Source organism: Rhodococcus sp. BL-253-APC-6A1W (assembly GCF_012843405.1).
Taxonomy (GTDB): domain Bacteria; phylum Actinomycetota; class Actinomycetes; order Mycobacteriales; family Mycobacteriaceae; genus Rhodococcus.
Genome location: NZ_JABAFB010000011.1, coordinates 1 through 15,503 on the forward strand (window position 1 = coordinate 1; position 15,503 = coordinate 15,503).

The 15,503-nt window shown below is 64.0% G+C and carries 9 protein-coding genes and 1 pseudogene; 5 read left to right on the top strand and 5 right to left on the bottom strand.

From position 1 onward, the window contains the following. Positions 1–764 precede the first annotated feature (764 nt). Together HF877_RS17035 and HF877_RS17040 are read right to left on the bottom strand one after the other, a co-directional pair. On the bottom strand, positions 765–3,608 hold the full coding sequence (locus tag HF877_RS17035) for a DUF262 domain-containing protein (protein WP_240952626.1): 2,844 nt from the start codon (positions 3,606–3,608) through the stop codon (positions 765–767). Between the two features lie 38 nt (positions 3,609–3,646). After that, entirely contained in the window at positions 3,647–5,755 is a 2,109-nt protein-coding gene (locus tag HF877_RS17040; protein ID WP_206037263.1) for a UvrD-helicase domain-containing protein, read from the bottom strand. Between the two features lie 300 nt (positions 5,756–6,055). Here HF877_RS17040 and HF877_RS17045 point away from each other — a divergent pair, with 300 nt between their 5' ends. Beyond that, positions 6,056–7,336 carry a hypothetical protein gene (locus tag HF877_RS17045; protein ID WP_206037264.1) on the top strand — a complete coding sequence of 427 codons (1,281 nt, stop codon included), beginning with the start codon at positions 6,056–6,058 and terminating at the stop codon, positions 7,334–7,336. 195 nt (positions 7,337–7,531) lie between these two features. Here the strand turns inward: HF877_RS17045 and HF877_RS17050 are convergent, their stop codons facing one another. Beyond that, the gene (locus tag HF877_RS17050) at positions 7,532–8,302 is read right to left on the bottom strand and encodes a helix-turn-helix domain-containing protein (RefSeq protein ID WP_169622390.1); all 771 of its coding nucleotides are present in this window, start codon (positions 8,300–8,302) and stop codon (positions 7,532–7,534) included. Between the two features lie 233 nt (positions 8,303–8,535). Here HF877_RS17050 and HF877_RS17055 point away from each other — a divergent pair. Next, positions 8,536–8,899, top strand: a pseudogene (locus HF877_RS17055) (VOC family protein). A 277-nt stretch (positions 8,900–9,176) separates the two neighbouring features. Beyond that, positions 9,177–9,434, top strand: a complete 258-nt coding sequence (locus HF877_RS17060; protein ID WP_169622391.1) for a hypothetical protein — start codon at positions 9,177–9,179, stop codon at positions 9,432–9,434. A 275-nt stretch (positions 9,435–9,709) separates the two neighbouring features. Here HF877_RS17060 and HF877_RS17065 read toward each other — a convergent pair whose 3' ends face one another. Continuing rightward, positions 9,710–10,177: a hypothetical protein gene (locus HF877_RS17065; protein ID WP_206037265.1), complete on the bottom strand. Its 468-nt coding sequence runs from the start codon at positions 10,175–10,177 to the stop codon at positions 9,710–9,712. 214 nt (positions 10,178–10,391) lie between these two features. On the opposite strand from HF877_RS17065, the gene HF877_RS17070 reads away from it, so the two are divergent. Both HF877_RS17070 and HF877_RS17075 read left to right on the top strand, forming a co-directional pair. Beyond that, positions 10,392–11,651 carry a hypothetical protein gene (locus HF877_RS17070; RefSeq protein ID WP_206037266.1) on the top strand — a complete coding sequence of 420 codons (1,260 nt, stop codon included), beginning with the start codon at positions 10,392–10,394 and terminating at the stop codon, positions 11,649–11,651. Continuing rightward, complete coding sequence (locus tag HF877_RS17075; protein WP_169622392.1) at positions 11,638–14,451, top strand: FtsW/RodA/SpoVE family cell cycle protein; 2,814 nt, start codon at positions 11,638–11,640, stop codon at positions 14,449–14,451. The genes HF877_RS17070 and HF877_RS17075 overlap by 14 nt, the downstream gene beginning before the upstream one ends. A 20-nt stretch (positions 14,452–14,471) precedes the next feature. On the opposite strand, the gene HF877_RS17080 is transcribed toward HF877_RS17075, so the two are convergent. Next, positions 14,472–15,461 (bottom strand): rod shape-determining protein, encoded by a 990-nt coding sequence (locus HF877_RS17080; protein ID WP_169622513.1) that lies wholly within the window; start codon positions 15,459–15,461, stop codon positions 14,472–14,474. Positions 15,462–15,503 lie beyond the last annotated feature (42 nt).

Below are 15,503 nucleotides of genomic sequence, written 5' to 3' on the forward strand. Positions count from 1 at the left end.
TTTGAGACAATCAACCAAGTCGCATACGCGGCCTGAACCGCTCAACCCCACGAGTCAACTGAAGTGGGGGCAGTCCCCTCGGTGGCATCTTTGCGGAACAATTACCTGTTGCCACGAAGCAGATTGACGAGCGCCGTCTCCGTCATCCCGATGTGAACACCGACGCCCTGATCCAGCGGGTGAAGCGACACGCAACCGGAGAACTCGGTAGGTCGAGTAATCAGGACGAGTCACGTCCCTGATCGAGACGGTTGCGATTCTGGCCATGTCCATCGCTTCTCCGGATACTGAACCGCACAGCGAAGCGGAGTTTTCCGATATCGGACGGAAGATCCTCGACAGTGCGCAGGGGATCTCGGGTCGAAGGACCCAAGTGGGATAGGTGATCCCGATTGCCATTTTCGGATTTGAAAGGATTATCCGTCAGCTCCAACCGGCCATCGTCGAGGTGCTGTTTCGTGCAATGGCGGTGGCAGCACCGAACCGGGCCGGGTCCGCACGGAACCTCTACAAGAATGCCCGACCCTTCGTGCGGGGAGCGCGGTACAACCGACGCTACGCTGCGGCTGCCGCGGCCGGGCGGGTAGCGCAGCAAGTCGTGGATCGTGGCTCGGCTCGCCTGCTCGTGCGGGCAGTGAACCGAGCGCTGAGATAGCCGAAGCGCCGTATAGTGCACTGATCCGACGGGGACAGTGGGTGTGTGTGACGGACTGCTCCGTCGCACACACCCCGCGGGCCACGTGCTGTTTACTTCAGGGAACCGATCACTGCTGGGTGACGCCGAAGAACTCGGTGACCCTGTTGAGCGTGTGTTGATCGCGAAGTCTGCAGGCGGAGTTTTGATTTGCAAACAGGCCGGATTCGCGCAGGGCCGACTCCCGATCGACGGTCCGTTCCCACGCGACCGGCACGATCCATTCCCGGTAGTCCTCATCAGGATCCGGGTCGATGATCTCGTGAGTGTATGGGCCCACCAGCTCGAGGTTTTGGAAACCTACCTGCTTGCCATCGACCTCGAGCGTCGCCTGGTCTGCCGGTGCAGCAGACCCGGTGACCGTGCCGGTACCGACGTAGCCGACCTTGGGGACGTAGACGAAGACGCGGTCGCCGTGCTGAAGCTTCTGAAGTGTGTCCGAGTACCAACGCCCGCCGCCGGCCGAGACGAACCCGTACTTGCGGGCATCGTCCCAATTTCGGGAGTCGTTTACCTCACCCAAACAGACATACCAGTCATGGCCGTTCCATTCAGGCTTCGCGGATTCTGCAGTCGTCCTCGGCGCGTGGTTCTCCGCAGTACCGGCGGGCACTCGCGCAGAGGAGGAAACCTTCGTCGAACCGGAGGCGCTCGGCGAGTATCCGAACTGGGTGAGCCGGTGCCAGGCAATGTCGAGTTCTGTGTCGGTGAAAAGTGACTCGAAGCGAGGGTCGACCACGAGTGCCTCGACGGTGAGGTCGATCCGGCCTCGCTCCCACAGTTCAGAGAATCCGTCCGAGATCGTGCGTGAGGCAAGGAGCTTCTGTGCGGTGGCGAGAGGCCCGATGTTGGCGACCATGCTGATGAACTGGGATGGGTTGTAGCCGGTTTCACGACGTGCCCGGTCGTAGATGCTGCGCATACGCGAATCGAACTCGGACTCGAGCCTTGTTGCGCCGTCGTCGGAGGGTGCTGCGGGGTCCGCGGTTGTAATGGTCTCTACCTCACCCGAGGCGAGCTCGTTGAGGTGGTTGACGAAACCGAGCAGGGCGTCGACGGAGGTGAAGACCTTGTAGCCGAGTTCTTCGAGGCGCGGCAGGTCGGCCTCGTCGGGGTCGAGTTCGAGAATGACGGGATCACCGACACCGTGTTGAAGTCCGTCCGGCCAGAATGCTTCTGCCATCGACAGGAATCGTCCGTTGTGGGGATCTGTGATCTCGGTGTCGGTGACAGGTTCGGCGTATCCGAGCTGCTGCAATTCCGCGATCATGGTCTGAATTTGCAGGGTCCGTGGGTCGTCGAGTTCGGCGTCGGCGACGGCGAGTGGCTGCAGTGATTCTTCGACACTCTGAGCTCCGGAGCGGAGTTCATCGAGGAACGTCTGTGCCGCTTCTGCGAGCAACTTACGCCGAGCGGCGAGGAAGTCAGGGTATCGATCGACGGTCCACAGAGCGGGATCGGTGGGAATCCATTGCGATGCAAGCGCTCCCGGGTTCTTTGCCTCTACTTCGGCGAAGTACTCCTCGGGAGCGCGCTTGCCGATCTCGAGATTCGTTGCCTGCGTGAGGAAGCAGAAGTTGGCGATCGCATTGACCTCGTTGCGATCGTACTTGTCCCGAAGTAGTGCCTTCGGGAAGATATGATGAACTTGCAAATTGGTCAATTTCCCAAGAAGCTCGGCCTTGAGCTCAAGTCCGCTACCGAAGTCGCGGGCACCCTTGACGCGGGTGAGCAGATACAGCAGCGGGTAGAAGCGCGATCCGCGGGTGGACCCGTCGAAGTCGTGGGGGCGAACCTCGAGCCGGCCGCCGCGCGCGCGTTCGAGTGCGGCGATCAATCCGTCGACACCTGCTTCACGGACGGTGTCGTAATCCTGCTGCAGATACGTCTCGGTGGAACCGGAGAAGCGGCCCCACAGTGCCGCGTGGACGTACCAGTAAAGCACCTTGTCCCGGTGTGCCGCGTCGGTGAACTTGCCGTCATTTAGTTCCAGCAGGCGTGACACCACGGGAATTGCATAGCGCGCCATGAGGACCTGGTCATGGTCGAGGCCGAGCCTCCCGGAGCTGGCGTCGAGAAACGCGCCGATGTGCGAAACGGAGGTCGTCAGTGCTCGCTCGAAATCTGCGGCGGACACATTGCTGAGTGCGGTGAACAGAGCGCGGCCGGTCGCCACCGCTGTCGCGTTCCGAAGAAGCCAGTCCAGTGAGAACTTGAACCCGGCCTTCTCCCATTTCTGTAGGTGATCGCGCATTTCCTGTCGTGCGGCCGGCCACTGGGCGCACAGCGACGCCAGCGCCAGATCGCCTTTCGACAGTTTTGTTCCGCCGGAGTTGACGCGGTTGAAGATATCGACTACCTCGTCGACTGTCTTGTCAGTGCCGGTGATTTTCTCCTGATTGAAATCACGTTCCCGGATCTGCCACAACTTGTTCAAACGCTCGAGATAGAGGTTCACCTTCTCAGGCTGATCGGCGAACTTCGTGAGGAACGGGACAGGGCCGTGGCGGAACAACTCGGTGACGCTCACCCAGCAGGAGTCGTCGGCCATGGTGCTCGGACGGTAGAACTCGAACACCTGGGATTCGACGTTGAAGTACAGGCCGGTGAAGGCCGTCGCCTCGCCCTCGAAGAACGGTGGTGGGGTACCGCGGACCACTCCGTACATGGACGTCACGCGTTGCTGCCCGTCGAGCAGGAGATTCCGCACCCCACCGCTGGTCACTTCACCGCGCACGGCGATGTCACTTGTGGTGGTCTCCCACATGAGCAATCCGCCGACGGGATACCCCCGGTACAGCGAGCGCATCAGTCCGCGCACCTGATCGCGGTTCCACACATATCCGCGCTGGAACTCCGGTAGCAGAACCGTGCCCGAATCGATCTCGTCGAGCAGGGTGGACAGCTTGGGCATTCGAAACCTCTCTGGAACAGAACTATTGGAGCGAGAATTCAGAGGAGCGGGGTGAGGAACGGGCTGGGTTCACCGTGCCACGTGACGTGCAGTTGCTCGCGGGCACGTGTGCATGCAACGAACAACAAACTCAGCTCGCGCTGCAAGTCGCGCTCGTGGGTGTGCGCGTCGTCCTCCACGGAGGTGACCGCGTGGGGTGCGGGTAGCTGCTTGCTGGTGACCGCGCCGACGGCGAGACACCGGAACTCGAGTCCCTTCATGCGGTGCATCGTGCCTATGGAGACGCTGTCGGTGTTGTCGCTCTTATCGGCGAGGTTCGATGCGGAGATCCCTCGATTTGCGAGTGCCTTCGCAACTGTGTCGCCGAGACTCTTGGAGCGAACCGCGATCCCGATTTCGGACGGTGCGATGCCGTTGTCGATCCACGACTGCACCTTCTCGGTGATCGAGGAGAACTCGAGGTCGCGCGTACCGAATCCTTCGACGGCGGGAGCCTCGCCATGGATCTCCGACCGGCATCCGGCGATGGAGTCGAGCTGATCGTTCATGTCGTCGACGCGAGTTTTGTGCATGAGTCCGAGACTCCACCGGAGAATTTCGGCAGTGGTGCGGTAATTGATGGACAGGCGGCTCGACCGTCCCGTGACGTTGATGCCGACCTCGCGCAGACTCACATGATTTTTGTAGATGCGTTGATGGGTGTCTCCTGCGAGGAACATGTCGTCGGAGTCCTCGGGTGCCGCTGCTCGAAGCACTCGCCACTGGTCCGGACTGAGGTCCTGCGCTTCGTCGACGACGATATGGCGGTACGGCTTGTCGTCACTCTGTTCGAGGATCCGGGTGGCTTCTCGGCGTACGGTCTCGTGGGTGTGCAGTGCGCGAGTCTTCAGAGCTTCCTCGAACTCCCAGATCGACTGCCATACATGAGCTTTCTGTCTGGAACCGAGGCGGCGTCCGCGTCCTGTCCGTTTCGCTGCCAGATACTCAGTTGCGTTGGTGACGCGCTGGGCGAGGACCACCTGTCGCCATTCCTCGGCCAGGAACGTCTCACTGAAATCGATCTGGAGCTCGTCGATGATGCTGCGCCAGAGCTTCCGTTCTTCGGCACCGCTGATCATGCGTGGACTGCCGTGCTGCTCGCGGAACACGCGGTGCGCAAGCCGGTCTATGTGTTGCACGTCTATGCGTGACTGCACGTCGGGGTCATCGACGAGCATGCGAATGCCGTCTTCCAGCGACTCGGCAAGGGTTGAGGTGAAGGTGGTGACGAGTGTCTTGCCGTCACCACGCTCGGCGAGTCGACGGGCGCGGTGCAAGGCGACCACGGTCTTGCCGGTACCGGGGCCGCCGGAGACGCGGGCCGGCCCACGGTAGGTCGCGTCGACGGCGGCCCGTTGCGCAGGATGCAGGTAGATCCGCCACAGCGCGAACGGATTCGCGAACACGGTCATCATCTCGTCGGGTCCATTGACGAGCAGGACCCGGTGGGGGCTCCGCTGAACGGCGGCGTCGAGGTCGTCGGTGTCGACGGGTTTGTCGAGGATCTCGGCCCCCAGATCGGTCCAGACTTCATCGGGCGACATTCCGGCTGCGAGCCCGAAGAGAACCTGCCACTGGGTCGTGGGGAAGTACGGCTGGGCCGCGTCGAGCTGTGAGTCGTCGGTGAGCAGGCGGGCGAACCGAACGGCCTTCTCGTCGAGACCGAGGCGGATCAGATCACTGTCCTTGACATGAGCGAACAAATATTCACCGGTGACGAAAACCGGCTGTTCGTCGAGCTGCGCGAGCTGCTCGTCGAGTGCAGCGTCGTCGCGAACCTCGATCCCGCCTGTCGCCGAGTTGACCGATACATACCGACGTTCGGCCCATACGTACGCATCATCATGGGGGAGGATCTTCAGAAGTGTGAAGGTGTCGCCACTTTTCGGTGCGAGGACGATGCCCCGCCAGAACTGGGTGATCCGGATCGATCGGTACTGGGGGTTACGAGCATTTTTGATCTTCTCGAGGTGCAGACCGGTGTGGGTCGCGGCGTCGAACTTCTCGAATACTTCGCTGACACGGCCCTGAACTGACGGCTCGAGTTTCGCGAAGTCGAGAAGGAAGTCCTTGTCGAGCGCCAGTGACGCCACACGCCTGCCTTTCATGTCGAGAGGCCTGCGAAAGCCCAGCCCACTGCATAGTCGTGTTGACGATCGCAGACATTACCGTGGCCTACGGACCTGATTGAGCCTTCGTGTACGTCGTTCGGCTTATCGCTGCCGGAGTGCTCGCAGGCCGGCCCGTACTGTGAACGATCTGATCTTGAACACAATCCTGGCCCGGAGATCCATATGCTTGGTGTCGTAAGCGACGTGTCGCCCGAACACTCTAGAGTTGCCCCGGCGTCAGAGCAGTTCGCAAGCGGAAAGCCGCATGATTAAGGTCGTCGGAGGGAACACGAGGTAATGAACGCGGGATCTCTGGAATTCGGTGACCACGGTGCAGGCGACGGGTCTGCCGACCTTGTTGTCATCGAAGACGAATTCGGAACGGCGCTTGTCGGAACCGACGACGCTCTGGACCAGTACATGGCGTCCCTCGGCATGTCGCTTGTTCCGGTGCAGAGTGAATCGGGGGCAGTGCTCGCTCAGATGACGGATGCGATATTCGGTGGTCGAGCGGTGCGCTCGGCGTATTCGATCGCCAACCACGCCCAGAGTGTCCTTTCGAGCCCGAGACCGAGTCCGAGCGCGGGGGCGAAAGTCACTTATCACCGTATGGTGCGGGACACGGGTAGCGGAAGGATCCTCTCCAACGCGAGGATTCCTGACCCTGGCGTTGCCGCGATGGGATTGGGACCGCAGGCGGTGGCCTTGATCGCTTTGGAAGCTGCGATCGCGGCGCAGTTCGACGAGATTCACGAGCACCTCGACGTCATCGAAGACAAGGTTGACGAGGTCCTGCGGCTCGCCTATGCCGAGCAGATCGGCGACGTGTATGGCCACCATCGTGTGCTTGTGGCTCTTGTTCGAGAGATCAGAGGCAGTCATGCACTGACCGCGACAGACTGGTTGACGATCGCGTCACTCGGTGTCGATCTCGCCGTTGGTGTCGAGCGGCTTCGCACACACGCCGTCAAACAACTCGAGATTCTTGACCGCGAGGCCGGACCGGCCAAACGAGCCGAACAGCTCGAGAAGATGCTCCGGACCAATCGTCTGGCCGACACGCTGAGGCTGCTGGTGGTGGCGCAGAAGTCGTTGTTCCTCTGGCAGAAGCTCCGACTCGAACAGGTGAAGGTTCGGGAGCCCGAGTATCTGGACCAGACAATCGTCAGCGCGCGTGATCGGTTGCACGAGCAGTTTCGCGCGGACATCGATCTAATAACCAAACTGCGCGAAGCGATCGACATCCATGCGGTGTTGCGAACAACGGAAGTGCATCACATGTTCGTCGGACGAACACTCACGAAACTGAGGGTCGAGCTCGACGAGTTGCTCACCGAATTTGTGCGTGCGCGCAATCTGCAGTTGTCGGAGTGGGGCATCGCTGAGCACGCCAAAATTGCCGACGCGTTGGCTGCGGCCCGCGACAAGGCCGGTCAGATCGTCGTCGGTGGCCGCCGTCAACTTGCACGCGGAGCAGCAGGCGTGGCCGCGTGGGTCGATCCCAAGGAACCTGATGGCAGTAGGGACGATGAGGAAGCACACGAGGCGGATGAAGAGCGCTGGATCAAGCGGCAGTAGCTCGATTTCGTCATTTACCGAAATCGGCTGGGTTGGAGTCTTTCTCGTGCATCAGGGTTCCTGAATTATCCTCCTCCAGACTCGGACACATTTCACGCTCGACGCGCTGAGATTGACCATGTGTAGGCCGTTGTCGGGGTCCTTCGTGGCGTTTCGCGGACGAGGATGGTTCCCGTCGTTGGGGCGTAGTGGCGTTTATGCAGCTGCGCCGACCCGGCACGAGCACTTCACTGCCCGTCCGTACTCATCGTCGGGTAGCCACCCATATTCATCACACCGCCCACACCGCGCCTTCGCAACACGCGGGACGGGCAACGACTGCCACAGCGGAACCCACGCCTGCGCGAACCTCATCGGATCTCCCGGACGATGCACCGCCCTCGCAGCCGCAGCCAGCTTCGATGCCCCGTGAATCTCGATCAACGACTCGATCGATGCTGCCGCATCGGGTTTCAGGAACGCGAAGGTTGCGGTCAATCCTGCATGCCGACATGCCGCCGCAAGATCGGCGATCCCGGGACTCACCGCGACCGTGCCGGCCCGGGACGTGCGGTTGGTTTTCGTTCTAGGTTCATCAGTACTGATAAGAGCGCCTGGCTGTCCGATGCTCGCATCGCCGCGGGTCGGTTTCTCAGGCCCCGGGTCGACGAAGGGCTCTTCGTGGATCGTCTGGATGGTGATCCACTGGCCGAGTTCGTTCTGGATCTTCTCGCGCACCAGGTAGCCGAGTTCGGCGAGCTCACGCAGCGCGGAGCGGATGGAGTCGCGACCTTCCTTCGGCGACTGCGCGGCGATCGAGTCGGCCCGGGTGTGCCAGTCGTCCGGCTTCGACAGCAGCCACGTGAGGACACCACGTGCGCGGAAGGAGAGGCGGTCGTCGTTGATGACGGCATTACTGAGAATGGTGAAGTTGCTGGCCAGGCGCGGTCCACGACGCACCCCGCCAGCCAGAGTATTCTGGCTCACGTTCGACTCCTAGATCAGTCGGACACCCGGCCCGTCGGGAGCTGCAACTCCTGGCGGGCCTTTTCATTTGTGTCGCCACCGGCGTGACGATTTGGACATTCTGGCATCGCCGTCTACGACCGCGCAAGGATTTGTTCGAACATGTATTCGCCAGCGGCATAGACTGGCCACGAAAGTTCGACGCAGGTAATGAAATCGGATCGACCATCGGAAAGCTCGAAGGAGTGATGGACATGCGACCGACCGGCATCACAGCCAACCTGAACGTCCCGGACATCGAGGAAGCCCGACAGTTCTATACGGACTACCTCGGTCTCTGTCGAAGAGATGAATCTCGGCTGGGTCGCCCGATTCACCACTCCCGACGGACGTGCCACCGTCCAGCTCATCAGTGGTGACGCGACTTCACCAGTGAGTTCGGTGCTCTCCATCCATGTCGGCGATGAGGTCGAAGCCGCGTACGGCGAAGCGCAGCGCCGCGGATTCGAGATTGTCTACCCGCTGACGACGGAGCCGTGGGGTGTGCGGCGATTCTTCGTGCGAGCACCCGACGGCACGGTCATCAATATCGTCAGCCACAAGGACGAGCTCGCGTAGAGGTATGAGCTCGTAGTTCTTCTGAGCGTCAACGGCTTTCCGTGATTCCCTCCACCCGGGTGGGTGCGGCTGATCAGCTTCGCGAAGCAGTGGTCTCGGTCGAGACGCTGCTGATCGCACCCCGCGTTCACGCCCACCCTGTCCCTGAAGCCGGGTTGCTGTGATGGTGACCAGAAGTTGTCGTAGCTGAACGCATTCCATTTGCCCGACGGCATCAGCTTGACGTCCGGAACGAAGGCATCGGAGTGCACGCCGCCCAGTCGCCGGAACTCCCGACGTGCTGCGTGAACGCCTCGCCACGGGCGCTACCCATGTCGTCATCGACGGCATCCTGATCACCACCGACCGCGTCGCCGAACCGCCGTCAGCACCAAGGGCACCCCGATCCATCTGTGGTGCTCCGGCAAGCACCGCCGAGTCGGCGCGAGCGTCCAGTTCATCGAAACCGCGGATGGGTTCCCCCTGGGCCTACGCGGTGCCGGGCAGCACACGCGATCTGGTCGCCGTCGGCGACCGCAGGATCACCGGAGCGTGAGGTCACCTTTCGGCCGCCCGGGAACACGCTGCCCGTTGCAGTCCCGTGATTGATAGTCGACACAAGCGACGATCAGGGCGTTCCTTCGTCCGGTCACCATATTGCACCTGCCCGTACTGGTTCAGCCCGCGCAGCCGGGGAGGCCGCTACGCCACCCGCATACGGCACGATCCGATCGGTTCCGCATCGGCTGGCAGCGTCCGGTTCATCGGGCGTAGTTTCCCGGCGCAGGCACAGCGTCTCTCGTCTTGTGCCGGGTTGTCAGGAGTAGAGGACTACTTGCATTCGGGTGCCGACGGCGCAGCCGGGTGCGCGGGCGGATTCCCGATTCGGCGGGGCGAAGAGGCAGATCGTCGTTTGAATACCACGACGAGCCCCGCAGCCACCATCACCTGGCCCACCATCAAGGCTGACGGCAGCGCGATGAGCTCCCACCCGGTCGAGGCGAACCCGAAAGCCCACACCATTATGGCCGCGGCCAGAGCCACTGTGGTCACCTGTCCGAGCGCCATGAGGACTGTCGCCGTGCCGCGAGTGCGTCGCCGGAGAACGCAGGCGGTCCCGACGATCGCTCCGGCGAGAGAACAAGGCAATCCGACCAATGTCGGCAGCACCACCAGCAGTTCGAGACCACGGCCTCCGACTTCGACCACTCCTGACACGGCCAGCTGAGGCAACACGTAGATCAGGACCGCAACCGTGCACAACACAGAGACGATCGAGACGTTCCGGAGCATCTTCATGAAGGCAAGGTAACGGACGAGGTGATCCGTTCGAGGATGCCCCGGACGGGCCGCAGAGTTTCGGTCGAAAGCCGCCGCAACCGAGGGGCGAATGGCACAGAATGGAGCGGTAACCAATAGCAGGCAAGTGGGAAAGGTGCTTGCAGGATCCATCGTCCACCCCGCTTCTCGGCGCTTGAAAGATGCTGGGGGACTAGCAGTTTCAGGATGTGCGATGATCGAGGCACTCGTGGGGATCCACGCGACGGATGGTGAGCCCGACCAGGCTCGGTCCGGACTGCCGACGCGAACCGAGGACGATCCAGGTGGCGCCGGCGTCTCCCTGGAGAGGCTGCTCGCGATCGCGAAGCTGACCCCTGCGCAGGCGGCCGTGCTCGTCACCGATGTGGTCGATCAGGTCGGGTCGGAACACGAGCCGGGGCGTTCTCGGGCGAGTTTTCGAGCAAATGCCGTGACGGTGTCCGACAGCGGGAACCTCACGATCGAGCGCGGCGGGAACGCGGGATCCCGGGACGAGGTCCGTGATGCGCTCGCGGTCCTACTTCGAGAGGTCGCGGCGAACTGTCGCAGCGCCGCATTTGCGGACCGGCTGGACGAATCGATCGCCGAGGCGTCGGACCCGGTCGTCCTCGCGCAGCTCGTGCGTAGCACTGTCGCAACAGAATTCGGTCCGGACGAGGTGGAGGCGACGCGGCGTCAGCTCGCCGCGCTCGTCTCTGCGGTGCTGGGACGTGCCCGTCCGGAGGGTCGAGCGCACGAACGGCCGGACGCGCCGGATCAGCCGCCCCCGGCCGCCGGGTCCTCTCTTGCCTCGACCGGCTGGCAGCCACCCACAGGGAAGATCTGGCATCGCAGGAGAAGGCGACCGTCGTGGCGCCGAGGTCTGCTCGCTCTGCTCGCCCTCCTCGTACTCGCCGGGATGGTGTGGGTGGCTCCGAAAGCATGGTCGGAGCTGCGGCAGGGATGGAACACCCTCCTCGACCCGGGGGAGTCGTCGATGGACGATCAGATCAGTCCGGTTTCGCCGCCGCCCCCGGCGCCCGACGCCGCATCCCCTCCGGCCGAGCCGGGGTCCACCGAGCCGGGCCCCGTCCCCGTCGATCTTCCGGGTGAAGCCGGACCGATCACCCGGATGGTCGCGAGCTTTGCCAACGGTGCCTGTGAGCCGGGGCGATCGTGCAACCTGCGGGTGGACGTCGGCGTCGATCCCGCAGCGAATGTCGGTGCGGTGACCTGGAATCTGACCGTCTACGACAGATGTACGGGTGCTGTCGGTCCCGGTGGTGCGGTCACGGTGCCGGTACCGCCCGGCACGCAGGAGGCCTACGGCGTCGGTCGCGTCGATCTGCCACCGGGTTCTGCCCTGGCGGTCGCCGCGGTCAGCACGGCTCCCGCTGCCGCCGCGTCGGAGCCGCTGTACGTGCCCACCGAGAACGTCACCTGCCCGCCGGGAGGCTCTGGTGCAGGCGGATAGGCGCCGATCCGATCCCTGGCTCGTCGCTGCGGCAGTCGTCCTGGTCGCTCTCGGCGTGCTCAACATGTGGACGACGGGAATGACGGCACCGGCAGTGCGTCACGCGGTTCTCGCCGGCGTGGGCCTCGGCGCCATGTGGGCGACCTCGCGAATGCGGATCGCTACCCTGAGCCGTTTCGGCTGGATCCTGTACATCGTCTCGGTTGTCCTGCTGGTGGCGGTGCCGCTGATCGGTATCGCGACGATGGGCGCGCAGCGCTGGCTGAATCTCGGCGTGTTCACCCTGCAACCCTCCGAGATCGCCAAGCTCGCCCTGGTTCTGGTGCCCGCATCGATACTGGCTCGTGACTACACGGTCCGCAGGTTCCTGGCGGTCCTGGCGGTTGCGTGTGTGCCGATCGCGCTGGTCGCACTGCAACCCGACCTGTCGACGGCCGTGGTCCTCGTTTTCACCGTGGTGCTCATGTTGATCCTTGCCCGGGTGCCGATGCGGTCACTGCTCCCGCTGTTCGCGCTCGGCGTCGCCTCGTTACCGCTGGCGTTGCTGTTCCTCCGCCCGTACCAACTCGATCGGATCAACGTCTTTCTCTCGCGCGACGCGGATCCGCAGGGTTCGGGCTGGGCTGCCTGGCAGGCGGACATCGCGATCGGCAGCGCGGGATGGTGGGGCCTCGGCCGGGAACCGGACTACGGCCTCCGGGCCACCTACTTGCCCGAATCCGAGCACGACCTGGCCTTCGCGAGCTTGGTGTACGGATGGGGTCTGGTCGCCGGGCTGGCTGTCGTGCTGGCTGTCGTGATCATCGTGTGGCGCGCCGTCCTCGCTGCCCGACACGCACGGACGAGGGAAGCGGCACTCGTCGCGGCGGGTGTCGCCGGACTGTTCGGAATTCACACGGTGGTTTCGGTCGCCCAGAGCCTGTCGCTGCTGCCGCATACGGGCATGCCCATCCCCTTGTTCAGTTACGGGGGCACCGCCTCGATCGTCGGGTTCGTCTCCCTCGGCCTGGTGCTCGCGGTGCGGCGCGACGGCGTGACGCGTTCGCTGTGGGCCACCGAATCCCGGAAGCGACGGCTCCCTCGCGGAGTGTCGACGAGCGCGGTGGCGGTGACCGCGTCGCTCGTCGCGATGTCGATGTTCGCCTGGCAACTCCAGACCGCTCACGGCGGCGATCTGCGGGCGACCAGCGACACGCAGATGCTGCGCTGTCTCCGACTGCCCGCCGAACGAGGTGACATTCTCGACCGAAACGGTGTTCCGGTCGCGGTCAATGTCGCCGAATACTCCGTTGCGGTGGTTCCGCGGATGTTCGCCGACGGTGACCCTGGGGTACGCGACGAACTCGCCGCACTCCTCGCCATCACGCCTGACGAACTCGCGGACGACCTGACGAGCGCGGAAGAGGAGATGCAGCTCGTGCTCGGACGCGTCGGGGCCGAGCAGGCCCGCCGAATCGTGGATGCCCAGCTGCCCTGGGTGCTCGTGTATCCGACCGGGCGCAGGCAGTATCCCCAGGGGGAGTCGCTGGCGTCCGTCCTCGGGTACGTCGGGACCGCGGACGAGCAGGGCATGCAGTACTGGCCGAACCTCCCGCTCGGAGCGCGGGTGGGCAAGGCGGGACTCGAGATGCAGTACGACGCGTTGCTCCGCGGCGTCGACGGCCGGCAGTGCATGTACGTCGATCCGTCCGGGCGTCCGGTCGGCACAGGGGAGAGGGTGGACCCGGTACGGGGTCACGACCTGCGGTTGCACCTCGACCTCGGCATGCAACAGGCCGCGACCGATGCGCTCGCACAGGCAATGCGCACCAGCGGAGGCGACCTCGGTGCCGCAGTCGTGATGGATGCCCGCACCGGTGGGGTGCTGGCACTGGCAAGTGTTCCCGGCTACGACAACAACGTCTTCGAACCACCGGTCGACCCGGTCGCTCTCGCGGCGCAAACCGAGGGCACGGGGCCGGGGCGGATGCTCAACCACGCCGCGCAGACCGCCGTGCCTCCGGGCTCGACATTCAAGATCGTTACCGCCGCGGCGAATGCGGCGTCGCACGTGTTGTCGCCGGACACCGTGCTCGCGGGCGGCGCCTCCTATGCCTACGGAGGGCACACTTTTGCGAACTGGCAGCCCATGGGCGGGAACAGTCTGCTGGGGGCCATCCAGTGGTCGGACAACGTCTACTTCTATCAGCTCGCCGACCTCCTCGGTCCCGAGCGCATAGCGACGACCGCGGGTGAACTGGGTGCCGGCTCGCCGACGGGCATCGATCTGCCCAACGAGTCCGCGGGTTTCCTCGGGACACCGGAGAACGTCAGCGACATCGGTGGGGCCTGGTATCCGGGGTCGACCCTGTTGATGGGAATCGGTCAGGGCACCGTGAGCTCGACCCCGTTGCAGGTGGCGCGTTGGACGTCGGGCATCGCCTCCGGCGCGATGGTGACGCCCCAACTCGCGGCGTCCTACGGGCCGGCGGAGGGTGTGCCCGTTCCGACAGAGGCCCCGCATCGACTGTCGTTCGCGGACGAACTCGGACCTGTGCGAGCGGGGATGCGGGCATCGGCCACAGCCGGTACCGCCGGTCAGCTCGCGAGCCTGCCTGTGCCGGCCGGGGCGAAGACCGGTACCGCCGAGGACCCCTCGGCCCCCGGGAAGGGCCTCAATGCCTGGTTTTCCGCGGTGGCACCCTTCGATGCACCCGAGGTCGTGGTGACTGCACTCGTGCGGGGCGGCGGATTCGGTTCGGCGACATCAGGTCCGGTCGTCAAGACTCTGCTCGAGCGCTATCTCGCCCAGACCCGCTGACCAACCAGACCCGCTGAACATCAGGCGCTGTAGGCGGCGACCACCTCGGGGTGGTCCATGCAGGCGGTCGCGCCTTCCGCAACGCACGTGAGAGGACGCTCCGCGGCCTTCACGGGAAGGCCGAAGGCTTCTTCGAGCAGTTGCGGCAGACCGCGAAGCATCGATCCACCACCGATCGCCAGCATGCCTTCGGCCATCACGTCACCGATGGCCCGCGCCGGAAGGTCGTCGAGGCACGCGGACAGCGTCTGCACGATGCTCGTCATGGTGGGGCGCACCGCATCCATGATCTCCTCGGTTTCGAGAGTGACCAGCCGGACCCGGCCGGTCGCGGCGTCGCGGCCCTCCACCACGAGCGGCTGTTCCTCGGCGACCTCGGGCGCTCCCACCTTGGCCCGCTCCGCTGTGAATTCGCCGACGACGAGTTCGTGTTCCGCGCGCAGGTAGCGGAGTATCGCCCTGTTCAAGTCGTTTCCCGCAATTCGGCAACTGCGGTGCGACAGGACACCGCCGTAACAGAGTGCAGTGACTTCCGAAGTGCCGCCGCCGATATCGACGACGAGATGGGTCGACGGCTCGAGCGGGTTGAGACCGCAACCGAGCGCGCCGGCCACCGGTTCCGGCACCAGACCGACCTTCCGAAGACCCGCCTCGTGTGCGACTTCGAACATCGCGCGACGCTCGAGCGGGGTCGCGCCGGCGGGAACCGCGACGACACCCGTCGGCCGTGTACCGAACCGGCGGCGGGGGGCGGCCCGCTCGAGAACGGTACTGACGAACGTCCGAGCCGTCCCGAGATCCACGATGACACCGTCACGTATCGGGTGAATCGCCGTGATTCCGGAGGGAATGCGGTCGACGAGGTCACTCGCGTCATGGCCGATCGTGAGCGCTTTGTGGGGTTCCCTCGTCCGAACCATCAACAGCGACGGTTCGTTCAGGACTATGCCGTCTTCGGGAGTGCCGACGACAGTGTTGGCTGTTCCGAGATCGATACCGAATCCACGCACGTCGGCCTCCGAGCGGATCACCCGCGAGAGTGTTCAGATGGT

Coding starts and splice junctions, on each gene's coding strand:
- HF877_RS17035 (WP_240952626.1), bottom strand. CDS start 3,608: ATGCCCAAGCTGTCCACCCTGCTCGACGAGATCGATTCGGGCACGGTT.
- HF877_RS17040 (WP_206037263.1), bottom strand. CDS start 5,755: ATGAAAGGCAGGCGTGTGGCGTCACTGGCGCTCGACAAGGACTTCCTT.
- HF877_RS17045 (WP_206037264.1), top strand. CDS start 6,056: ATGAACGCGGGATCTCTGGAATTCGGTGACCACGGTGCAGGCGACGGG.
- HF877_RS17065 (WP_206037265.1), bottom strand. CDS start 10,177: ATGAAGATGCTCCGGAACGTCTCGATCGTCTCTGTGTTGTGCACGGTT.
- HF877_RS17070 (WP_206037266.1), top strand. CDS start 10,392: ATGATCGAGGCACTCGTGGGGATCCACGCGACGGATGGTGAGCCCGAC.